At 72.8% G+C, this 23,417-nt stretch carries 12 protein-coding genes; 8 read left to right on the top strand and 4 right to left on the bottom strand.

The genetic code is table 11. The features are described from left to right. Window positions 1-83: 83 nt before the first annotated feature. Window positions 84-3,284, bottom strand: coding sequence for a penicillin acylase family protein (locus V6U77_RS11880; protein ID WP_334606327.1), 3,201 nt, complete (start codon window positions 3,282-3,284; stop codon window positions 84-86). A 418-nt stretch (window positions 3,285-3,702) separates the two neighbouring features. On the opposite strand from V6U77_RS11880, the gene V6U77_RS11875 reads away from it, so the two are divergent. The 6 genes from V6U77_RS11875 to V6U77_RS11850 all read left to right on the top strand — a co-directional run bounded on the left by V6U77_RS11875 (window position 3,703) and on the right by V6U77_RS11850 (window position 10,906). Continuing rightward, window positions 3,703-4,389 (top strand): hypothetical protein, encoded by a 687-nt coding sequence (locus V6U77_RS11875; RefSeq protein WP_334606326.1) that lies wholly within the window; start codon window positions 3,703-3,705, stop codon window positions 4,387-4,389. Window positions 4,390-4,486: 97 nt separating this feature from the next. After that, window positions 4,487-5,749 (top strand): DUF6357 family protein, encoded by a 1,263-nt coding sequence (locus tag V6U77_RS11870; RefSeq protein WP_334606325.1) that lies wholly within the window; start codon window positions 4,487-4,489, stop codon window positions 5,747-5,749. Between the two features lie 351 nt (window positions 5,750-6,100). Continuing rightward, the gene (locus V6U77_RS11865; RefSeq protein ID WP_334606324.1) at window positions 6,101-6,415 is read left to right on the top strand and encodes a hypothetical protein; all 315 of its coding nucleotides are present in this window, start codon (window positions 6,101-6,103) and stop codon (window positions 6,413-6,415) included. Window positions 6,416-6,984: 569 nt separating this feature from the next. Then, window positions 6,985-7,158 carry a thiazolylpeptide-type bacteriocin gene (locus V6U77_RS11860; RefSeq protein ID WP_334606323.1) on the top strand — a complete coding sequence of 58 codons (174 nt, stop codon included), beginning with the start codon at window positions 6,985-6,987 and terminating at the stop codon, window positions 7,156-7,158. Window positions 7,159-7,287: 129 nt separating this feature from the next. Beyond that, on the top strand, window positions 7,288-8,970 hold the full coding sequence (locus V6U77_RS11855; protein ID WP_334606322.1) for a hypothetical protein: 1,683 nt from the start codon (window positions 7,288-7,290) through the stop codon (window positions 8,968-8,970). Next, entirely contained in the window at window positions 8,960-10,906 is a 1,947-nt protein-coding gene (locus V6U77_RS11850; protein ID WP_334606321.1) for a TOMM precursor leader peptide-binding protein, read from the top strand. The genes V6U77_RS11855 and V6U77_RS11850 overlap by 11 nt, the downstream gene beginning before the upstream one ends. A 48-nt stretch (window positions 10,907-10,954) precedes the next feature. Here V6U77_RS11850 and V6U77_RS11845 read toward each other — a convergent pair whose 3' ends face one another. The 3 genes from V6U77_RS11845 to V6U77_RS11835 all read right to left on the bottom strand — a co-directional run bounded on the left by V6U77_RS11845 (window position 10,955) and on the right by V6U77_RS11835 (window position 16,616). Next, window positions 10,955-12,655, bottom strand: coding sequence for a thiopeptide-type bacteriocin biosynthesis protein (locus tag V6U77_RS11845; protein WP_334606320.1), 1,701 nt, complete (start codon window positions 12,653-12,655; stop codon window positions 10,955-10,957). Between the two features lie 183 nt (window positions 12,656-12,838). Next, window positions 12,839-13,993: a hypothetical protein gene (locus V6U77_RS11840; protein WP_334606319.1), complete on the bottom strand. Its 1,155-nt coding sequence runs from the start codon at window positions 13,991-13,993 to the stop codon at window positions 12,839-12,841. Then, window positions 13,986-16,616, bottom strand: coding sequence for a lantibiotic dehydratase (locus tag V6U77_RS11835; protein ID WP_334606318.1), 2,631 nt, complete (start codon window positions 16,614-16,616; stop codon window positions 13,986-13,988). Before V6U77_RS11835 ends, V6U77_RS11840 begins: the two co-directional genes overlap by 8 nt. Before the next feature lie 624 nt (window positions 16,617-17,240). Between V6U77_RS11835 and V6U77_RS11830 the strand changes: the two genes are divergently transcribed. Both V6U77_RS11830 and V6U77_RS11825 read left to right on the top strand, forming a co-directional pair. Then, window positions 17,241-19,892, top strand: coding sequence for a LuxR C-terminal-related transcriptional regulator (locus V6U77_RS11830; protein WP_334606317.1), 2,652 nt, complete (start codon window positions 17,241-17,243; stop codon window positions 19,890-19,892). A 699-nt stretch (window positions 19,893-20,591) separates the two neighbouring features. After that, a complete protein-coding gene (locus V6U77_RS11825) occupies window positions 20,592-23,330 on the top strand; it encodes a beta-L-arabinofuranosidase domain-containing protein (RefSeq protein ID WP_334606316.1) in 2,739 nt (912 codons plus the stop codon). Window positions 23,331-23,417: the final 87 nt, after the last annotated feature.

The raw sequence follows: 23,417 nt of genomic DNA, 5'->3' as shown, positions 1-23,417 counted from the left end.
TCGGGCGAGGGTGACGACGAGTGGCTGTTGACCTGCCCTGACGTGGCCGGCCGGCGGGGCTCCCCGCCGGCCGGCCGTCGGCGTCACCGACCGTAGACCTCGATTTCGTGGAGCGAGAACCCGTACGAGGTGGCCCGCTTGACCCCGTACACCCGCACGTAGCGGGCGGTGACCGGGGCGAAGGTGGCGTTGTCGACGCCGCCGTTGCCGGTGGTGGTGGCGAACACCGGCGTCCAGGAGCTGCCGTCGCCCGAGACCTCGATCCGGTACGACGTGCCGTACGCGGACTCCCAGCGCAGCACCGCCCGGCTGACGGTGCGGGCCGCCCCGAGGTCGACCCGGAGCCACTGGTTGTCGTTGTAGCTGCTGGCCCAGCGGCTGCCCAGGCTGCCGTCGACCGCCTTGTCCGGGGTGTGGCTGGTGAGGAACTGGGTGCTCGACGCGGTGGCCGGGCGGCCCTGGGCCAGGTTGGTGACGTCGTCGCCCCGGCGGGCCGGGAACGAGACGACCTGCTGGTAGGTGGGACGGTTCTGCCAGGCGATCAGCGGGTGGGTGATGCCGCCGAGCCCGGAGTGGGCAATCGAGTCGGCGCACCACTGGTCGCCGGCGGAGCAGGACTTGTCGCCCGGGTAGACGGTGGTGGCCGGCACGGCCGCCGCCTGCCCGAGCGCGCCGAGCAGCGCCGTCCGGCACGCGGCCAGGTCGCCGCCGCCGCAGTACGCGCGCCCGGGGCCGCCGGCCACCGGGTCGCCGAGCACGGTCCGCACGTCCTTGTCGACATAGCCCCACCAGCCGTACTGGAACGACGAGCCCTTGTGCGCCTGGCCCTGCAACGCCCAGCTCGCGGCGCCGTCGCGCCCGCCGTTCTGGCCGCCCGAGGGCGCCTCGTTGACCTCGATGGCGTCGACCAGCGCGGCGTAGAGGTCCGGCCCGAGGCCGGGGCGGAACTGCGCCGAGGCGAGCAGTGGCCACCAGGCGTCGAAGATCCGGATGGCGTCGGCGTGCTGGTAGACCTTGGCGCCGGGCGTGGTCTCCACCCGCCGTGCGCCGGCCTGCTGCCAGGCCCGCAGCTTGCCGATCGCGTCGGCCAGCGCCGGGTCGGTGACCGGCGCGCTGTCGAGCACCCGTAGCAGGTCGCCGAGGACCTGCTGGCCGCGCAGGTCGGTCACCGCGGCGTCCGCCATGATCTTGACGACGTCGGCGCGGCCGAGCTTGCGCTGGGCGATCGCGGCGCGCACCGGGCCGTCGAGCAGCTGAGCCCGGTGTACGGAGCCGAAGCTGAAGTTGCCGTCCGCCGCCCCGAAGTCCCGCGCCTGCTTGTTGTTCCAGCTCACGTAGTAGTCCTGGTTGACCGACTTCGGGTGGGCCGAGAGCGGGGCGTAGGTGGCGTCGTTGGTGTCCGGGTTCCAGCCGACCCACTCGTACGCCGGTTCGGCCTTCGTCGGCAGGTTCGGGTCGGCGGTGGCCGGGCGGACGGGGTTCGAGCCGGAGTTGAAGTACGCCGCCTCGGTGGAGTTGACGTAGAACCAGTTGAACGCGTACCCGACGCTCGCGGCGGACGCCTGGAACGCCGCCGCGCCGCCCATCGCCGACGGGTCGTTGAAGGCCTGGAAGCCGATCGCCGAGTCGGCCTCGTGCCGGTAGGTGGAGCGCAGCTTGGTGAACGCGGTCGGCTGCCCGTTCACCAGCCCCCGGTAGGCGACCAGCCCGTACCTGGTGCGCAGCGCGCGCAGCGTGTAGGACCCGGCCGGGGTGGAGTCGGCCAGCGTCGGCGACCAGGAGTTGCGCTGCTCCAGCGTCTCCATGGCGAGGCACTGCCCGTGGTAGAGGTAGCGGTTGGTGCGCAGCGTCGGCGCGCTGCCGTCGGTGGTGCACAGCGGCACCGCGTAGGTGTCGGTGAGGTCCTGCGAGGCGGAGGTGGCGCTCCACGCGTAGTCCTGGCCGCGGCCGAGCAGCACGTAGAGGTTCAGCCCGGCGAACGCGGCGCCGCGCGCGCTGATGCCCGGCCCCTGCAACTCCTGGAGCATCAGCAGTTGCGGGGCGAAGTAGCCGGTCTGCGGACCGAACACGGCGACCGGGTTGCCGGTGGTGGTGTGCCGTCCGGAGACCACGACCGCGTTGGACATGCCGTGTGCGCGCAGGTTGGCCAGGCCGCCGATCAGCCCCTGGGTGGCGGTGCTGGCGCCGGTGCGCGCGGCGGCCCCGCCGGTCTGGTCGTAGGCGAGCGGCTCGGCGACCACCGTGCCGGCGTCGGGGAGCACCGCGCTGGTCGCGCCGGGCGGCGTCGCGCCGTACGGGAAGCTCTGCCCGTCGTGCAGGGTGAGCACGGTCTCGGGGTCGTTCTGCGACCGGAACGCCGCCCACACCCGGTCGCCCTCGGTGGCGCCGTACTTGGCCCGGGCGGCCACCCGGACCAGCGCGGACTGGATCTCGCTGCCGCCGCCCCCGCCGAAGAGGCCGCCGATCACGCCGGCGGTGGCGATCAGGTCGGTCATGGTGAAGTGCTTCGGTTTGCCGGCGCCGGCGAGCACGTACTCGCCGGGGTAGTTGTCGTCGGCGATCGACTTGTCGATGTAGGCGTTGATGCCGGCGATGTAGTCGACCACGTCGGTGTAGAGCTGCTGGCCCCGGGCGCCCTTCGTGCGCAGCGCGTCCACCTGGGCCTGGAGGTCCGCCTCGGTGTACGGCGAGTTGGCCCAGACGCTCTGTTCCAGCTCCCGGTTGCCGGGGGCGCCGCCGGCGAACGAGGTGACCTTGCCACGGCCGACGTGCCGCAGCAGGTCCATCACCCAGAGCCGGTCCTGGGCCCCGGCGTAGCCGGCGCCGAACATGGTGCCGGCGCGGGTCGTGCCGGTGACGTGCGGGACGCCGGTGGCCTTGTCCCGCACGATGGTGACGTCGGCACGCGGCGAGATGCTGCTCTCGACCTGGGCGGCGGGGACGCCGAAGGAGGCGTCGTTGTAGAAGTGGGCGATCTGCTCGTCGGTCAGCCCGGCGTAGTTGTAGACCAGGTTCGCGTACTCGTCGAGCTGGTCGCTGGAGTGCGCGGGGCGGGTGCCGAGCGCCTGGTGGGCCAGGATGGCGGCCAGCGTCGCGTTGCCGTTCTGCCCGGGCGGCAGGATGTCGGCGCACTGGCCGAGGCAGTAGTCGTTGGCGGCGAACGTGCTGGCAGCGGACGTGCTGGCGGCCAGTGCCGGTGACGGCGGGGTGACGGTCAAAACGCTCGCGGTCAGGGCGGCGGCGGTGAGCGCCGCGAGCCGGGCGCGGAGCGGGGGACGGGGCATGGGAATTCCTCCGGGGACGCGGAGTCGGGCCTTCGGTACGCCCGGCTACCGTGCCGACGTCTCGCCCTCCGCGCCCGGGCGCTCCACCCGGAGGTGAGAATGACTCATATCAATCTCCGGGCAATGATCGGCGGTCGACCGCCGCTCGGGATAGCAGTCGTTCACCCACCGCCAATGCCGACCTTTCGCCCCGCCGGCGTCGCTGCCCGGACGTGACAGCGGGGGCGGCGCCGTCGCCACCCCCGCCGCGCCTCCTCGCCGCCGCGCCGTCAGCGCCTATGGAACGACTGGCCCCCAGGTCGCACCGGGTGGTGGCGCCGACCTTGCCGGTGGGCGGCCGGTCGCTCGCGCAGGGCCAGCGCGCACCGCACGCCTGTGACCTGGACCGCGGGCAGGTCCGCCCTGATCCACTACGGTGATGGAGCTGCCGCACGTGACCCGGAGGACGCACATGGCCCGCCCCTACCGACCCGGACCGAAGCAGTTCGTCTTCGCTGTCGGTGATGGCAACGACCAACAAGTCTCGGTGGGCGACCCGCAGGAGGCCTACGTCGCGTTCTCTGCGTTCTTCCGGGGTCGAGAGGCTGACACCTACACCATCAAGGATGAACCGGCGGGGCAGAGTCTGGCACTCATGCCCCGGCTGGGGGTGATCTCCCGGACCCGGGACGCGGACCACCCTCGGTCCGAACACCTCCAGGTCGACAGGGCCAACCGCTACCTTCCGGGCGCGATGCTGTTCTTCGAGAACGGATATGCCGGCCTCGACCGCTTCGGTCAGTGGTTCTCCGACCTCTCCGACCTCGACGCGTCACCGGAGGCCCGGGGTGCCGCCCGCGCCGCCACGATCACGACGGAAGCAGCGGCGATCGAAGAAGTCGCCCGGATCTGGGCAGATTCGGGCATCGTCGACCCGAGCGACCAGTACTACGTCTTCTTCGACTCGCATGGTGTCGACGATGACCGAGCCGAACGAGCCGAACTGCTCCAGTTGATCGATTTCCTCGGTCTCGAACGAGTCGACGCCCCGGCCGAGGCCTCCGGGGGCGAGGTCTGGGTACGCACCGACCCACGCCTCGAGGTCGAAGCTGCACGGTGGTCGTGAACAGGCGGTGCGGGGTTGGCCGCGACGTCGCCGTGACACTCGCCGCGGGCCCGAAGCGACCATGTCCGGCCGGTGCCGTTGCGGGAAGGCCTGAGCTGTGAGAGACGTCGTCTTCACGCGTAGCAGCGGCTGGATCCCGAACGTGATCCGCGAGGATGGCGAGCTGATGCTGATGCTCGCCGCCGGGGCCGACGCCAACCATGAGCCTCGCACGTTCACGTTCCCGATCGGGGAGGCCCATCTTGCGGTGATCCGGGAGGACCTGGCCAGACACCTGCTGCTGTGGAGTGCGGTCCTTCCGCTGTGCGACGCCGCCGGAACCCGGGGCCGGCTCGACGAGGACGCCGCCATCGCGCTCCTGGACCCGGTCCTGCTCTCCTCGCCCGCGGACGTCGACGCGCTCTTCCGGCGCATCCGGTGGGACAGGAGCCGGCTCGTCGCCCATGATGCCGACATCGCTCTACTTGAGCGCGGTCAGGTCTACGGGGCGATGCGCGCGGCGACGGAGGGGTCGAACGAGAAACGTGCCCAGGAGTACCACGCCGACCGCCGTCGCGCCGAGCGCGGAGCAGTCCTCGGGCCACTCGACGCCGCGATCCTGCGGTACACGGGCCAGTATCTGCATGGCGCGACGATTCCAAGGCGGATACCCGATGCCGTCGACCCCGCACGGCTCCCCCAGGTCATGCGTGTGATCGCCACCGCGGAGCAGGCATGCGCCGGGATGCGGATCGGCCTCGATCCGCGGCGGGGAAACCGGACCACGGACAAGCGCGACTGGAACCGGATGGCGGCGACGGTCGACGCGGCCGTGCGCCGCGCGTACCCCGGGCTCGTCGACGACGCGGTGCGTACGGTGAGCTTTCTGATGTGCTCGGAGGCTGCGGACCGCGCCAGGAGCACCCCGGTGGACGACGGCGAGGAGGCTGCCGACGACCACGCCGGCCTCGGTGAGAGTACGAGAAAGACGGCCCTGTCGTTCACCGATGACAAGGGCGGCGAGAAGAAGTGGCTACGGGACGGTCCTCGCACTGCCTCCGCCGAGTTCTGGGAGTTCGTCGCCGATCGCTCTGCTGCGGACAACGAAGTGTTCACCATCGAGGACGAGGAGATGGGCGAGGGGATCCAGCTGCACTTCTACGCGGACTCGATCGCCCGGATCACGACGGTGCGACACGGGGAACCCGGGTCGGATCCGCAGTACCAGGTCGAGTACAGCCTGGTCGACGGGGTCGGCGGGTACCGGAACCTGGTGAGCGCCTTCGTCCGCGGCGGCTGCGCCGCGCTCGAACGGCACGGTCCCTGGATGTCGGATGTCGCCGAGTTCGAGCGCGCGCGTCGTCGGCGCGACGCCCGGTAGTCCCGGAGGGAACCAAGACCGCGCCGAACTGCCGGAAATCCGGAGATCCTCGGGACAGGACCCCGGCGTGACAGGTGCATGTTCCTCCCCTGTGACGTAACTGCTGCCCACCGTGTCCCGGGCCGACAACCGGAAACGTCAGTCTGCGGACCCGTATCGGCCTCCCCACCGGGAACGACCCCGGGCTCCGACCCACGCGGGAGATTCCGTCCGACCAGCGACGAAATACACCGATGCCGATGCCCGTGACGGTGCCGGTTCATACGACCGCCGGAGCTGTCCGTCGGAAGAGCGTTCCGCTGAAGGCACAGCCGACGTACATTCGTTCACAATCATCGATAGGATGGCGCAATGATCGTTCGACGACTGCTACTACACACGACGGCAGCCTGCCTCGCGGCGACCGCACTGACGGCCCTCGTGCCGGCCGGGACAGCGCAGGCGGCCTGCACGACGAGCAGCTTCACCGTCGTCTGGGACTACGCGGGTATGTACACCGCCCCCAACGAGTCGACCCTGTACGGCACCCGTCGCTACGGACAGGTCGTCACCGGCCCCACCGGCAACACCGCCAACGGCTGGACACTCACCTACGACTACTGGAACGGCCTGGCACTCTGGGCCTACATGAAGGACAACGCGTTGCAGTACCGCGGCTGCGCCTGAAGCGGAACCGGCGGGCCGGTCAGCACAGGCACGCAGATGCCTCGATGTCTGCCAGGGGTGGATCCTCTCGCAGGCGTCGGGGCGGACGTTACCCAGACGGCTGTGCCGGCGGCGTGAGTTGTAGAGGCCTTCGACGTCAGAAGACCGCCATCTCCGGCATGCCGCCGGCCCTGTCGTAACCACTGGTAGAAGGCGCTACGGCCAACGCCGAGGAGTCGGCAGAGCAGACCGACGCCTCTGTCGAGCAGGTCGTGGACCTGCCGCCACCGCTGCCCCGGTGGTCACCGCTCGCCTGCTGTCCTACGGCGGTGGGCCTGCTTCGGCCCAGCATGACTGGCGGGACAGGCCCCACGATGGAGGTCCGGGGCGTCGTGCGCCGGATGACACGTCACCCACCGAGGGGCCGCCCAGGGGCGGGACCCCGGCCGGGCAGGCAGCGGTGGCCCCCGAGCGTGGGTAAGTAGTGATGTCGGCAAAACTACTGACGACGCCCCGCACCGGCCGCCGGAAGAATCTCTGCCATCCCGGCGTGGCCCGGGCCTCATCCCACCTCGAAGGGAGGTGACCACATGCCGATCGAACGAGAAGACGACGAGTTCGAGCTCGACGATCTCGACCTCAGCGGCCTGACCGTGACGGTCATGCGCGACACCGTCGCGATCCCCGAGACCGGGGCGTCCCGGATCAGCGCGTGCCTGGCGTCCTGCTCCTGCTCCATCGTTCCAGAAGAGCCGATGCTGTAGCCGCCGCGGAGCGCGAACCGCGCTGCCTGAGTGACGAGGCGACTGTCGCCGGGGCCCGGCGGCAGTCGCCCTCCAACCCCCGACTCCTTCCGACGGCCCCAGCCGTTCCCCGACCGGTGAGGCGAGCAGATGTCGACCCGTTCCTGGCAACTCCGCCCCACCGTGCAGGCGACCCGGATCGACGGCGGGCTGCACCTACGGTCCTGGGACACCAGCCTCACCCTGGACGACGCGCCACAGCTGTGGCGGCTCTGGCAACTGCTCACCCGCCGCCTCGCGTCCGGCCGGACCACAGACGACCTGCGCGACCTGTCGCCACGCCCGCCCGTCGCCCTCGCCCTGTACCGGCTGGCCGACCTGCTCCGGGAACACGACCTGCTGGTCCGGGTGCCGAAGCACTGGGCCGGCACCGGCCATGCCCCCGCCGACGCCTGCGGGCCGGCCCCGGTGCCTCCACCCGCCGTCGCCACCTGGCTGGCCTCGGTCGCCACCGACCCCGCCGTGTCCTGGACCGGCATCGGCCGGGAATCGGTGACCGTCACCGGAGCGGGCCCCGCTGCCACCGCCGCGATCGAGGCGTTGACCGCCGCCGGAGCCCGGGTCCGGCGGGCCGCGACCCGCGCCGACCCACCGCGCGACCCCGCACGCGTCACCCTCGCCGTCGGCGACGGGCGTGCCGTGGTGACCGGGGCCAGCGCCACGGTCGGCTACGTCACCCCCGTCGGCCCGGGCACGAATCTGCGGGCCCAGTCCGGCCTGATCGCCGAGCGGCTCGGACTCGGCAGCGCGGCGACGGCCCCTGGCGACCCGGTTGCCGTGGTGGCCGGCGCCTGCGCCGCACACCGGCTCCTCGGCGCGCTCGCCGAACTGACCGACCCGGCCGCGCCGACGGCGCTCGTCGTGCGGAGCGATCCGCTGCGCGCCACCGCCCACCCGTGGCCACCCGGCGTACGGTCACCGGCGGTCGACGCGTCCGACCGGCGGGACGACGCCGTCCACGCGGGCCTGCCCACCTCCCTCACGGACCCGGAACTCGGTGTGTTGCCGCCGGTGGAGCTCGACGACCTGCCACAACTGCCGGTGGGGCTGGCCCGGTGCCGGGTCGGCGGTGTTCCCGGCCCGGCCGGTGGGACGCTCGTCACCGGGCACGGTCCGGACACCTCCACGGCGAGGTTGCACGCCACGCTGGCGGCGGTGGAGCTGCTCAGCGTCTCCACCGCAGGGGCCGCCGTGCTGGCCTGCGGGGTGGACCGCAGCCATGCCGAGGGAGTGCTGCTGCGCCGCCTCGCCCGCCGGTCGGTGGCCTCGGCCGGCGGCACGTCAGGCGGGGCTGTCCCCCCGTCGGCGTTCGACGCGCCGGCGGCCCGCCGCTGGTGGCGTACGCTGACCCGCCGCCTCGGCGTCCCGGCGACCGTTCACGTCCGCCGGCTCGCCCCCGGGGCGCAGCTGGCCGTCGTGCACGGCCCGGGCACGACGGACCACGATGGGTGGAGGGAACTCGGCTGGGCGATCGAGGCCACGGCCCACGACGCGGTCGCCTTCGCCGCCCTCGCCGCCGTCGCCACGGTCCGCTGGCGTGCCCACCGGCCCGGTCCGCCGTACTCGCACGGCCCCTGCGGAGCGTCGCCACGGGTGAGCCGCTCGGCCGCGCCCATGCCCGACGGGTCCGAACGGGAGGCCGCCCTCCGGCGGTCACTGCGGTCCCTCGTCGGCGCCCCCGCGGAGCCGATCGTGGTGACGCCGCCGGCTCCGCTGGCCGCCGCCCTGCGTACGGTCGGGCTCGTCGTCCTGCGGGCCGGCGATGACCGGTGACCCTCGGTCGCCCGGGGACGATCGGAACGGCGCCCGGCAGCCGGACCCCGACCTGGCCGGCCAGCTCGCCGAGGCGCTGAGGGCAGCGGGGTCGCCGTACCCGGTGCTGGCCGAGGACGACGGGTGGGTCGGCTCCGGCCCGGCGGTGGTGGTGTCGACCCGGTGGAGTCCGGCGCTGCTGAGCCGGGTGGTCGACCGGGGCACCGGGGCCGGCGGCACCGTCCTGCCCGTCCGGTTCGACGGCGGTACGGCGCTGGTGGGTCCGCTGGTCGGCCCCGACAGTGCCACCTGCCTGCGCTGCCTGGAGGCCGCCAGGCTGGCGGCACTGGGCGGCCGGACACCGCACGGTGATTCCGAGCTGCGGCTCGGCGGTCTGCCGGCGCCGGCCCTGCTGCCCGTGCTCGCCGCGGTGGTCCGGTCGGCGTTGGCCGGGCCGCAGTCCGCCGTCGCGCGGCTCTGGGTCGTCCGGCACGACGGGAGCGTGTCCGCCCATCCGGTGGCGCCGGTGGGGGTTCGCTGCGAAGGATGCCTCAGCCGGCAGCCCCCGGCTCCACCTGGGACGCCACTTGCCGGCAGCGGTCAGCCGCCGGCCGACCCGGTGCGGCTGCGCCGGCCCAACCCGGCGACCGACCTGGCGGGACTTCGCCGGGCGCTGCTGGAGCCACGCCTGGGCCACGTCGTTGAGCTGCACCGGCACGAGGGGTACGGGCTGCCGGTCACCACGGCGGTGGTCGCCGGTCCGGCGGTCAGCGTGGCGGGCTTCGGCCGGGCGGCGACCGCCGCGGAGGCTGACCGGTTGGCGCTCTTCGAAGCGGTGGAACGGCTGGCCGGGTACGCCCCCCACGGGCCCGCCGCCCGGCACCGGGCGTCCTTCGCGGAGCTGGGGCCGGAGCGCGCCGTCGATCCCGCGGCCCTCGGTCTGCCCGACCTGCCCAGCGCCCACCACATCCCGTACGCCCCCGACGTGCCGACGTGGTGGGTGCCGGGATGGTCGCCCAGTCGGGCGACGTCCGTGGCGGTGCCGGAGCACGTGGCGTACTGGGGTGACCTCGGGCAACGCCCGTCGGCGACCTTCCTGTCGGAGTCCTCCAACGGCTGCGGTCTCGGCAACAGTCTGGAGGAGGCGGCCCTGCACGGCCTGTTCGAGGTGATCGAACGGGACGCCTTCCTGATGGCCTGGTACGCCCGTACCCCGCTGGTGGAGGTCGCGCTCCCCGACGAACTCGACCTGGTCGGGCACCTCGCCGACGATCTGGACCTGCTCGACTACGACCTACGGTTGTTCGACGCGACCACCGACCTGGCCGTGCCGGCGGTCGTCGCGCTGGCGAAGCACCGGATGCCCGCCGTGGGCGCGCCGACGGCGTTCTTCGCGGCGGGCGCCCACCTGGATCCCCTCTCGGCGATCCACTCCGCCGTGGTGGAGCTGGTCGTCAACCTCCATCAGGTGCGCGACGCGTGGCAGGGGGATTCGGCGCGGACGGACCGCGACCGGCTACTGCCGATGCTCGACGATGCCGCGTTGGTCCGCCGGATGGACGACCACATGATGCTGCACTGCCTGCCCGAGGCACGGCCGCGCTACGAGTTCCTGCTCGGGGCCGGGCGGACCCGGGCCTGGCGGGAGGTGTGGCCAGGACTGCCCCGTCCCGTCGAGGACCTCGCGGCCCTGTTCGGCGCGCTCTGCGCGGACCTGCATCACCGGGTGGGGGTGGAACCGATCGTCGTCGACCAGAGCATCCCCGAGCTGCGGCGGGCCCTCGGGTTGCACGCTGCCAAGGTCGTCGTCCCCGGCACCCTGCCGATGACGTTCGGTCACCTGAACCGGCGGACGCGGGGGCTGTCCCGGCTGCTGACTGTGCCGGCGGCGCTGGGCCGCCTGCCCGGGCGGCCCCGCTACGAGGACCTGGCGCTGCATCCGCATCCGTTCCCGTGACCGTCCCCTCCCGGGCCCGGCCAGGGGGTCGGGCCCGACCGCCAGGGGTCACCCGACGGGCCGGCCGACCGGAAGCAGGTAGGCGAGAACCTCGTCGACCCCGTCGAGGAGGAGCAGTTCGTGGGCGATGTCGTCGTAGAACCCACCGACCATGCCCAGCCCGAGTCCCGTCGCCGCCGCCGTGAGGGCCAGGTTCTGGGCGAGGTGACCGGCCTCGAGCAGGCCGAAGCGCAGCGCCCGGAGGCCGTATGTGGCCCGCAGCACGGGCAGGTCGACGTAGACCCCGAGCAGCGCCGGCAGCGCCGACAGATCGATCCGTTCCTGGCTGGCCGGAGTGTCCGCCGGCGGCGTGGCCGGGCCGGCCCTGAACCACATCGACGCGGTGGCCAGTTCGGCGTCGGTGGGCATCGGGCCGGTGGGCAGCAGGAGCCGGGACTCGGCGTCCACGTCGTACTGGTGGGCCGGGACGCCGGCCACGTCCCGGGCCAGCACGCGTAGCCGGACCGCGTACTTGGCGCCGGCGCTCGGATAGGGCCGTCGAACGCCGGGCCTGCCGGCCCGATCACTCGCCCCGCTGGCGGTCCACAGCAGAGTGGCCAGGTGCGCGGCGTCCACCGGGCCGCCGAGCGTACCGCGTCCGCTGGCCCGCGCGGTGAGCGCGTCGCCGAGCGCGGCCGTCACGGGCGCGGCGGGGGGAAGGGCCAGGGGCGGACCGGACCGTCGCCGGTCGCCGTGCCGCGTCCGGTCCGACGTCCGCGGCCGCTGCCACTCGATGCGGCCCGGGGCGTAGCTGCTGGCCGCCAGGTAACGCCGGTCGGGGCTGGCGGCGCCGTCGGCGAAGAAGTCGGTGGGGCCGTCCGGCGTCAGCAGGGCGGCGGCCAGGAAGTGGTAAAGGGAGCGCTCCTCGTCGGGCAGGATGCCCAACCGGTTGAGCAGCATGTGCAGTTGGGACGCCCACACCCCGGCCCACTGGTCACCGCCGCCGGCAGAGCTCTCCAGCTGGACGCGGGCGGCGCGCACCTGGGCGGCCCACCGGTCCCGGATCCGTGAGCCGTCCGCCGCGGAGGCGGTGATCTCGTGCCAGCGCCGTACCACCGAGCGGGCCTGCGTGGTGGCTGCGGCGAGCGCCGGCCCCTGCACGTTGCCCGGCGTCAGCGTGGTGCTCTCCGGGTGCCACCGCCAGGCGGTCGCGCTGCGGCGCAGCCACCGGGCCGCGGCGAGCATGTCCAGGTCGAGGGCGATCAGGGTGGCGAGGACCAGGTCGGTGGCCGCCACCATCCGCTGGCCGGGTCCCGGGGTACGCGCGACCACCTCGGCGGCGATCCGGCTGGAGGTGCCGAACACCGTCTCCGCCACCGGCAGCGCGGCCGCGCCGCCATACCGCTCGATCTCCGGCTCGTAGTCGACCTGCCGGGCCTGTGCGTGCCCCGGCCACCCCGGACGGCTGGCGGTGCTGAGGTCGAGCAGCGGATGGTCGGCGGCCCGGGCCGCGGCCATCAACTGCTCCTGCCACCGGCGGTGCTCGTGGGCCTCGGCGCCGCGGGCCCGCACCCTCAGGTGTGGACCGTCGTCGAAGTAGCGGATGAAAAACCAGTCGGCGATCGTCCCGTCCCGACGCAGTCCCTCCATGAGCGGTGTGAGTGTGCCGGTGATGAAGTCATCGACGTGTTCCGCACTCCAGTGCAGATAGCAGTGCAGGCTGTGGAAGGAGCCCCGCCCGGGGTGGACGGGGGCGGCGGTCACGGGCATGGGAACTCCTCCGGACAGGTCACGCCGTAGCAGAAGTCGAGGACACGGGGACGGCCGTCGCGTCGACCGGATCGCCGGGCAGCGAGCGCGGGTCCGCAGCCGTTCCTCGCGGGCTCAGCCCGCTGCTGCGCGTCCCCGGCCGCCAGGAGGTGCCACCGGCGGCGGGCACCGGCGCCGCGGCCGTCACCGGGTCACCTCCGACGCGCGCAGGTGCCCGCGCATCGCGTCCTGCCAGGTCACTCCGGTGAGCCGCTGAACGGCCTCGCTGAACAGGTAGGCGGCGAGGTAGCGCTCGGAGGGGGTGATGTCGCAGACCGCCAGGAGCAGGTACAGCACGTTGGTGCCGAACCGGTACGGACCGAAGTCGTCGCGGACCGCCGCCCTGGACAGGAAGTCCATCCGGTTGAGCCCACGGTGGTAGGGGCTGAACTCGGTCCGCGCGGTGACATCCCACTGCCGCTCGGTGGCCGGGTCGCCCAGGGCGCGGGCGCGGCGGGCGTACTGGTCGCCGGGTACCACTGGTATGTCACCCCGGTCATGGGCCGCCCGGGTGATCCGCCACGCGACCTCCTCCCAGCCTCGCCAGGCTTCGGCAACCGGGGTGTGGCCGGTCCGGTCCGGCGCCACCAGTCGCCCGACCTCCTCGACGATCCGGTCGCTCTGCCGCTGCCAGGTCGCGTGGAAGCCGGCCCGGATCCGCCCGTCGGTATCCCGCAGGCGAAGAAAGTCCTCCAGGTGGGACAGGAAGGAGTTGTAGCCGGCGCCGTAGCCGGCCGGGTACGCGGCCGCGTGCACGGCCATGGCGGTGAGGGCGAGCCGGACCCGCCGGGCGGAGGTGTTGCCGTGCGCCACCAGGTCGGCGGCGGTGGTGGCGACCGGGTCGAGGCCGGCGCGCAGCAGTTCCGCGCGGCAGGCCACGGCGGCGTCGGATCCGAGCAGCTCACGGACATGCCCGTCGGCCGGCGGGCCGACCAGGACGGTGTTGTCGGCCATGATGGGCTCGTAGGGGCCGGGCACCAGTTCGGCCCGGCCCGCCGCGACACAGCGCCGCAGCAGCTCGGCGTCGTCGACGTCGCCCCGGGAGGGGTGGGTGGCCAGGTACGCGCGCAGCGCGGCGGCGACATCGTCGGCGGCCACGCGTACGGCGGGCTCCGGTCCGGCCACCCGGATCCGCAGGTGCGGCCCGTGCAGCCAGTGCCGTTCGACGTGCAGCCGCAGCCGCGGATCGCTCAGCCTGGCGACGGCGGGAAGCACCGCGTGGTGCAGCAGCGGGACCTTCTCCGGCTCGCGGTGGTAGCAGACGACGTCGACGGTGGCCGTCGACCGGTGGTCACCCATCGGTGCCTGCGCGGTACAGCTCGATCACGACCTCCGTCGCCGGCTGCCCGGGACGGGGGGCGGGCAGTGCCTCCTCCAGGACGACACCGTCCGGGTAGCGGGCCAGGGTCCGGGACAGGCAACGCAGGTGCAGCGGGCTTGCGAGGTCGACGTACTGGGAACGGGGCTGCTCCAGGTAGGACATGAACGTCGTCAACCCCTTCGCGCCCTCGACGGCGGCGGCGCCGACGAAGACGTGCTCGGGCAGGCCGAGCAGGTGTCGCCAGCGCACGGCGGTACGTCCCACCTCCGCGGGCCGGGCGTCCAGCTCGGCCCGCCAGGCGGCGACGATGTCCGCGGAGAGCCGCCAGTCCGCCCGGGAGAGGACCACCTCCCGGTACCGCAGCCGGGGCCGGCACCAGACCGGGCCGACCGGGGTGCGGCGGATCTGTCGGGCCGCCATGGCCCCGCCCAGTCCGACCGATCCCGTGCCCAGGTCGGTGAGCATGCTGGTCAGGCGCTCCGGCAGCATCAGCGGCACCAGGAACCCGAGATAGAGCACGTCCAACGGTTCACCGGTGGCGGTGACCACCAGGCGGACCTGATCGGTGGCGACGTCGTGGACCAGGTGCAGGTCGTCCGGGACCAGGGTTCCGTGGCGGCGGTCGTCGGCGATCTCGTCGCCGACGAGCAGCGGATGCAGGTTGCCGTTGAACCCGTTGACTGGGCGGAGCTGGGCCACCCGGGCGCCGAGGTGGCGCCGGAGCTGGGCGGCGACGGCCGTCCCGGCCTCCGGGGGGAGCTGCCGCAGGAAGCGGCTGGTGAACCGGCCCCAGCCGCCGTACACGTGATTGACACAGAACGACGCGCCGTCGCGGCAGGACTGCCCGAAGACCGCGTACGAGCCGGATCGGCTGGTGAGCCAACGGGGCAGCCTGGGGGCGACGGCGTCGGGCAGCCCGTCGGGGACGGTCAGGTTCCCGTCGTCGTCGGTCGTGACGGCGGCCACCAGCTCGACCCGGAGCCGGGCCAGTTCGCGCAGTTCGTCACCGGGGGCGAGGTCGAGCGTCGGGTCCAGGGCGCCGTCGGCGCCGACCAGGTGCGCCGCCTGCCAGATCGCACCGTACTCCTCGGCGAACTCCGTCGGCGACTCGCAGCGGCCGCCCACGCCGTAGCGGGCGACGAAGCGGTCCCGGGCCAGGCGGCGGACCACTGCGTGCGGGTCGAAGAGTTCGAAGAGCGGGGTCAGCGCGGCGAGGGTGCCCCGGTGGTCCCGGCCGTGGGCCCGGCCCAGGCCCACCGGGCGGACCAGGGTCACGTCCTCGGTGACGGGTTGCGGACGACCCGTGCGGTCCGCGCCGAGCAGGGCGAAGGCCGCGTCCCAGCGGGAGCGTAGCCCGGCCAGGGCCGCCGGCCGTTCGGTCGCGTCGAGAACGGCGAACGCAGTGGTCCTGGCGTCGATCTCCCGCAGCAACACGGCCACGTCGGCCAGGCCGATCCCGGCCATCCAGTCGGCGACCGCGGCGAGGCCGTCGACGGCCTGCGGGTCCACCGGGTACGCGGGGCGGAGCACGCCCTGTTCGACGAGCGCGTGCAGGTACGCCCGGGCCGCCGCGGACGCCTGCGACGCCGGACGGGGCAGCCGGGTGGCCAGTTCCGTCGCGAGCTGGTGCGGCGTCGCCACCCCGCCGGGCTCCAGCAGATTCAGCAGGTGCCGCAGCGCCCGGGTCAGCGGCAGCGTCAGCGCCTCCTCCCGTTGCACCCCGGGTGGCGCGTCGGGGGCCTGTGTCTGCCGACGCAGCCGGATCACCGCCCCGTCCACCCGCAGGCCGGGCGCCAGCGTGTGGGGCAGGTCGCCGCGACGGTCGGGGTGCCGGAGCACAGCGTGGACGAGGGCGGACAGAGTGGCCCGGTCGGCGGTGGCGACCGCCACCACCTCCGGGGAGCCGGTCGGGTCCGGCATCGGCTGGTCCCAGCGGCCCCAGCCCACCCGGGTGAACCAGGACAGCGGCACGGTCCTGGTGGCCGCCCGCAGCGCGTACCGGAGCACGGTGGCCTCCGACTTGCGGGCCCGGTCGTCGGGTGCCGGGCCCTGCTCGGCCGCCCGGCGCAGCGCCCGCAGCAGGTCCACGCTGGTCAGCGCGACGGCCCGGGACAGCTCCTCGGCGCGGCACAACTCGGCCAGGACAACCCGGTCGGCGGCGAGCGCCGGCGCGAGAAGGGCGTCGAGTTCCGCGGTGTGCCGGTCGATGTCGTCGCGGAGGCCGAGCCAGGACGCCAGGCCGGGCAGGTGGTCGGTCCAGCCGGCCAGCCGGGTGCGCGACGCCACCGACGGGCTGCGCCCGTTGTGCACGTCGCGGCGCAGGGCCAGCAGCGCCCGACGCTGGTCGGGATCGGCCCGGACGACCTGCTCGTGCAGCACGTCGGCGAGCGCCCCGGCGATCCGCTCGGCGCGTGCGGTCAGCTCGAGCAGGCGGGCGGCGACGCCCCGGAACTCCTCGGTCACGGCCGACGGTTCCGGGAGGGTGACACCGGCAACCCGCACCATCGCGTACGGCGCCACGGTGACCTCGGGCGCTCGGGTGACGGGCCCGACCCGGCGTACGCCCAGCGCCGGCGTCCCGCCGACCGTGGTCCCGATCATCCTCTCTCTCCTCTCCCCCGTGACCGCTTCCCGGTGCAGGACGGTGACGGCGTGACTGCCGACACTCGCAGCCGTGTCCGTGGGAGGCGTCCGCACAACTACCGGTCCGGTTACGTACTCGGTGGCGGGCGCCGGCTGCGTAGCCGGTTGCGTACTTCTCCGGATGGTGCCGGGCGGCGGGAGGAAGGTGTACGGGGCGGTGAGCGCGAAGTGCCTCACACTGCGGCCTGGGACCGCGGCTTCACCGGGCCCGGCCAACTCCGGACGGCGGTGGGCACGCTCGTCGCCCGGCTGAGAATCAACGGCCCGCCGTCTTTCTACCCCAGCGCCAGATCGACGGCAATCCTTCCTCCGCCGGGGAAACTACACCTGGATCGATCAACTCGAGATCTGGCCGGATCGAAGAGCGCGGTGAGCCGTTGACTACGCAACGTCCGCCTTGTGTACTCGACATCCCCAAAGAGGATCTTCCCCCTAAGGATCCGTAATGCCAGGTAAACGGCCCCCTTTGATCACCCTGGGGTTGCGGTTGCGCACCCATAGCCAGCGGCCGTCCCGCGACACCGTCCGATGACGCCCGCCCCGGCCAACCGGCTCGTACCAGCTCGACCGAGGTCCGGTCGGATGACCGGTCACCCGCTGCCCCGGACGGAACTCGCCGCACTCCGTCGTCAGCTCGACGACCTGCACGCGGGAACCGGCGCGGCCGTAGCCCTCGCCGGAGAACCGGGAATCGGCAAGACCACGTTGATCTCCACCCTCGCGGCGCAGGGCAGGGCGCACACCCTCACGGTGGTCGCCGCCACCGGCCGGACGGGCACCGGTCCGCCCGTCGTGGTGGGAGCGGAACCCACCCTCGTCCTGCTCGACGACGTGCACCTGCTCGACACGGCCCACCGGGACCAGATGCAGCAGCTGATCGAACTGACCACCACCGCGCCGGTGCTGCTGGTCCTCGCCTACCGGGACCGGCAACTGTCCCGTGGGGCGGCGGCGGTGCTGTCCCGGGCGGCCGCACGCGGTCAGCTCACCCAGCACCGACTGGGTCCACTGGACCTCGGCCAGACCCGCGAGCTGCTCGGTGACCGGCCGGACCTGACCCGGCTGCACGCCGAGGGTGACGGCAACCCGCTCTACCTGCAACTGCTGGCTGCCGCAGACGCGGAAGCCATGACCGACGCCCACCTGATCCTGCTCGGCGAGCTGGCCGAACTCGCCGACCGCGAACTGCGGGTCGCCCAGGCGGCCGCCGTGCTGCGTACCCCCGGTTCGGCGGACCTGCTCGCCGCGGTGGCCGGACTGGACGTCACGGACACACTGTCCGCCCTGGACACCCTCACCGAGCTGGACCTGATGCGCCCGGTGCAGCTGCTGCCGCGCTTCGCGTTCCGACACGACGTCGTCCGTCGGTTCGTCTACGCGCAGATCGGCCCCAGCCAACGCCTCGCCACCCACCGGCGCGTGGAGGCCGAACTGCTGGCTCGCGGCGCTCCGGTCACCCAGCGCGCCCACCACGTCGCCCGGGCCCTCGACACGGGCCGTCCTGAGCAGTTGCCCGTGCTGATCGACGCGGCGCGGAGCGCCATGCACGACGCACCGGCCGATGCGCTGGAGTGGTTGGAGGCCGCGCTGCAACTGCTGCCCGAGGGCGACGACCGCTGGTACGAGGCGCAGGTGCTGGCACTGCGGGCCCAGTTGCTGCGCGGCGGTCGATGCGACGTGCAGCAACTGGTGCACACCCTCCTACCCCGGGTGATCCGCACGCCTGCCCGGGACCTCTCCTCGACCATGGCAGTCGCCGTGCGGGTACGCCGGATCCAGGGCCGGCACGCCGAGGCGTCGGCCCTGATCCGGGAAGGGCTGGCCGCGCTGCACGGCACCCATCCCTCCACCCCCTCCACGGCCGTGGCCATGCACACGGAACTGGCGGCACTCGCCCTCGACCGGCTCGATCAGGAAGCCGCCCGCCTGAACGCCCGCGAGGCCGCCACCATCGCCCGGCAGCACGGAGACCGGCTCGGGGAGGCGGCCGCCGTCGCCCAGACGGCGATGGCGCACCTGCTCGCCGCGGACAGCGACGCCGCGGACCGGGCCGCCGACGTCGCGGCCGATCTGGTGGACACCACGCCGGACAGCAGCGTCGTCACCAACCTGCCGGCCCTCTACCTGGTGGGCTCGACCGAGGACGCCCTGCACCGGTTCACCGAGGCGCATCGGCACCTGTCCCGGGGTGCCGAGGAGGCCCGCCGGACCGGACAATGGTTCATCCTTCCCGCCATCCTGACCTCGCTGGGGGCGGTGGAGTTGCAACGTGGACTACTCGACCGGGCCGGCCGCACCCTGGAGGAAGCTGCGGAACTGCTCGAACCGGAAGGCACGTCCACAGCCTGGGCCGCGGTCGCCGCGCTTCTCGCGCTCGTACGGTACTGGCAGGACTTCGACCGAGAGGCCGCCGCGGTGACCGCCCTGGGTGATCAGGCCCTCGCCCTGATCCGGGACCGGGGGCCGGCCGAGGGTGTGATCGTGCGCTGCCTCCTGGCGGACCTGCTGATCAAGGTGGCGGAGCCGGAACGCGGGCGTCGGCTGATGCTCGACGCTCTCGGCGGCCCGGAGATGCCACGGATCGCCCCGCCGAACCGGTCGCGGTGGTACGAGGCGCTGTCCATGGCCGCGCTCCGGATGGGTGACAAGCGTGACGCGAGCCGGTGGGTCGACCTGGCCGAGGCCTCGGTGCGCAACCTCTCCGTCAGCCGTCAGGGCTTCCTGATGCGCGCCCGCATGCGGCTGTACGCCGCACGCGGGGAAACCGACCCGGCGCTGGCCGCCGCAGAGCAGGCAGTCGAGTGCTTCGCCGGTCGGGGACTGGACCTGGACCTGTGCCGGACGATGGCGGCGGCGGGAACCGTACTGGTCGACGCCGGCCGCACCGACGACGCCCGCGCCTGGCTCGGACGGGCCGCCGCGCTCGCCGAACAGTGCGGTTCGGCCCGGCTGGTCGAACGGGTTCGCCGGCAGCAGAGCCGTCTGGTCCCGGACGCGTCAACCAGGGGTGACGACCCGCTGGCCGTGCTGACCGAACGTGAACGACAGATCGCCGATCTGGTGAGCCGCGGTATGACCAGCGTGGAGGTCGCACACGGGCTCTTCCTGAGCGTCCGTACGGTCGACACCCACCTGGGCCGGATCTATCGCAAGCTCGGCGTGTCGAACCGGGCGAGCCTGGCCCGGGCGGTGCTCCGGTCGCCCACGACGACGCCGTCCGGGGAACCTCGGTGAGGTGAGCGGAACGTCGTCGCCGCCGCATCGACGATCGAGGACCCGCGACCCGTCGTGCGTAGGCCACTGTTATCGCTAACGTCACGGGTCGTTGGAGCATCCGGAAACACATCGCCATCGGCACCGCCTCAGCCACCCGGGCGTGGCAGCGAAAGCGAGCGATCCGACACGCCCCCCGCGCCACCGCCGCAGGGACCACCGGCAGCGATGCGCTCAGGCGCTTCACCGTCGCCACGGTGCCCGGTGCCGCGCCTCAGCGCACTACCAAGTCTTGCGCGAGCCCGAGGCGGACGCTATGTTATCGATAACATCGAAGTTTACGCATTGCTTTGCCGCTGACGGGTCGGTGAAGCGCCGCCGGCCCGACCGTGCTCGTGGGGACCGCACACGATGCGCTTCCACGGCAGACGAGACGCCTGGCGCGCGCTTCGCCCAGGGCAGCCGGCGCGGCCACCGCCACCGGCCTCGTCGTCGTACCAGGGGCGGCCACAGCTGCCATCCACTCCGCCGGATGCCTGCTGGCGCACCCAACTCGTTGAGCACACCCTCCAGTGTCGCCGACCGGCAGGAGCGGGTTGCCGGACGCCGCCGCGAGGAGCCGGGGGGCAGGCGGCAGGACGCCACCTTCCGGACCAGTTCGTGAGGATCCCGCTGCCGCGCGAGCCCACCACCCCGCCACCACCACCAACGGAGGCCGACATGCCCGCCCCCTTCGTCAACCGTCGTACCCTGCTGAAGGCAACCGGCGGGGCCGCTGTCGCGAGCGCCACCGGCCCCGCCCTCGCCGGTGCCGCCAGTGCCGCCCTGCCCCCGGCCCGCGCCGACATAGGTGTCTCCGCCCACGCGTTCGAGCCGGGCCAGGTCAGGCTGACCGGGAGCCGTTGGCAGGACAACCAGAACCGCACCCTGAACTATCTGCGCTTCGTGGATGTCAACCGGTTGCTCTACAACTTCCGCGCCAACCACCGGCTCTCCACCGCCGGTGCCACGCCCAACGGGGGGTGGGACGCGCCGACGTTCCCCTTCCGCACCCACATGCAGGGGCACCTACTCACCGCCTGGGCCCAGGCCTGGGCGGTCCTCGGGGACACCACCTGCCGGGACAAGGCCAACCAGATGGTGGCCGAGCTGGCGAAGTGCCAGGCCAACAACGCCGCCGCCGGCTTCAATACCGGCTACCTGTCCGGCTTTCCCGAGTCGGACTTCACCGCGCTCGAGGCACGGACGCTGAGCAACGGCAACGTGCCGTACTACTGCATCCACAAGACGCTCGCCGGGCTGCTCGACGTCTGGCGCCTCATCGGCAACACCCAGGCCCGCGACGTGTTGCTGGCGCTCGCCGGATGGGTCGACTGGCGCACCGGCCGGCTCACCGCCAGCCAGATGCAAGCCATGCTGGGCACCGAGTTCGGCGGCATGAACGCCGTCCTGACCGACCTGTACCAGCAGACCGGCACCGCCCGTTGGCTGACGGCCGCCCAGCGCTTCGACCACAACGCCGTGTTCAATCCGCTCGCCGCCAATTCCGACCAGCTCAACGGGCTGCACGCGAACACGCAGGTACCCAAGTGGATCGGCGCCGCCCGCGAGTACAAGGCCACCGGCACCACCCGGTACCGGGACATCGCCAGCAACGCATGGAACATCACCGTCAACGCGCACACCTACGTGATAGGCGGGAACAGCCAGGCCGAACACTTCCGGGCACCGAACGCCATCGCCGGATACCTGCGCGCGGACACCTGCGAGGCCTGCAACACGTACAACATGCTCAAGCTGACCCGGGAGCTGTGGCTGCTCGATCCGGACCGGGCGGCCTACTTCGACTTCTACGAGCGTGCGCTGCTCAACCACATGATCGGCCAACAGAACCCGGCCGACAGCCACGGGCACGTCACCTACTTCACCCCGCTCAACCCGGGCGGCCGTCGCGGCGTCGGCCCGGCGTGGGGCGGCGGCACCTGGAGCACCGACTACAACTCGTTCTGGTGCTGTCAGGGCACCGGCGTGGAGACCAACACGACGCTGATGGACTCGATCTACTTCCACAACGACACCACGCTGACCGTGAACCTGTTCATGCCATCGGTCCTCACCTGGACACAGCGGGCGATCACGGTCACCCAGACCACGTCGTACCCGGTCGGCGACACCACCACCCTGACCGTCACCGGGTCGGTCGGCGGTTCGTGGACGATGCGGATCCGGATCCCGGGCTGGACGAGCGGAGCCACCGTCAGTGTCAACGGCACGCCGCAGAACGTCACCGCGACGCCGGGCAGCTACGCCAACCTCACCCGATCCTGGGCCTCCGGCGACACGGTCACGGTTCGACTGCCGATGCGCGTCGTGATGGTTGGCGCCAACGACAACGCGGCGGTCCAGGCGGTCACCTACGGCCCGGTGGTGCTCTCCGGAAACTACGGCAACACCGCCCTGAGCGACCTGCCCTCGCTGACCAGCGGCTCGATCGCCCGCACCAGCAGCAGCGCGCTGGCCTTCACCGCGGTCGCCAACGGCGTCACCGTCAACCTCGGGCCGTTCTACGACGCCCACGGGCACAACTACACGGTGTACTGGCGAGCTGGCGGGGCGGTCGACGGCACCGTCGCGAGCTTCCGGCTGGCCAACACGGCCAGCGGTCTCGTGCTCGGCATCCGCGACATGTCCACGGCCGACGGCGGGCTCGCCATCCAGTGGGGTGACAGCGGCACGGCGGACCACGACTGGCAGCTGCTGGTCGACGGCTCGGCGATCCGACTCCGCAACGTCAACAGCGGCAAGGTTCTCGGGGTGGAGAACATGTCCACCGCCGACAACGCGCGCATCCTCCAGTGGGCCGACAACGGCACGGCCGACCACACCTGGTCGGTCGTCGACGTGGGCGACGGTACGCACAAGCTGCGTAACACGCACACCGGCAAGCTCCTCGCCATCATCGACGGCTCCGTCAGCCAGGGTGCCCAGGCGGTGCAGGACCAGGACAACGGCACGCTGGACAACCAGTGGCGGTTCCTGCCCAACGGCGCCCGCCGGATCCAGAACCTCGCCAGTGGCCTCGTCCTCGGCGTGCAGAACATGTCCACCGCCGACGGCGGCCTCGTCATCCAATGGGGCGACAGCGGCACCGCCGACCACCTGTGGACCGCGATCGTCGACACCGCCGGGTACCTGCGCCTACGAAACTCGCACAGCGGCAAGGTGCTCGCCGTGGAGGGTGGTTCCGCCGCGGCCGGCGCCCGGATCGTGCAGTGGGCCGACAACGGCGCAACCGACCACCGGTGGCGGCTGCGCTACGGCGGTAACGCCTACTTCCGTGTCCAGTGCGCCAACGGCGGCCGGGTCCTCGGTGTCAGCGGCGGCTCCGGCAGCCAGGGCGCGCAGGTCGTGCTCGGCAACGACAGCGGGTCGGCCGACCAGCGCTGGCGGTTCATCTAGGGCCTGTGTCGAAGTCGGTCACAGCCACTCGTTGATGGACGCGAGGTGGATGGTGGCTTCGTAGCGCACAGCGAGTTTGTCGAACCG

It is taken from the genome of Micromonospora sp. CPCC 205546, from assembly GCF_036902715.1.
Classification (GTDB): Bacteria; Actinomycetota; Actinomycetes; order Mycobacteriales; family Micromonosporaceae; genus Micromonospora.
The sequence above is the reverse complement of the archived record's forward strand: the minus strand, read 5'-3'. Positions and strand labels throughout refer to the sequence as shown.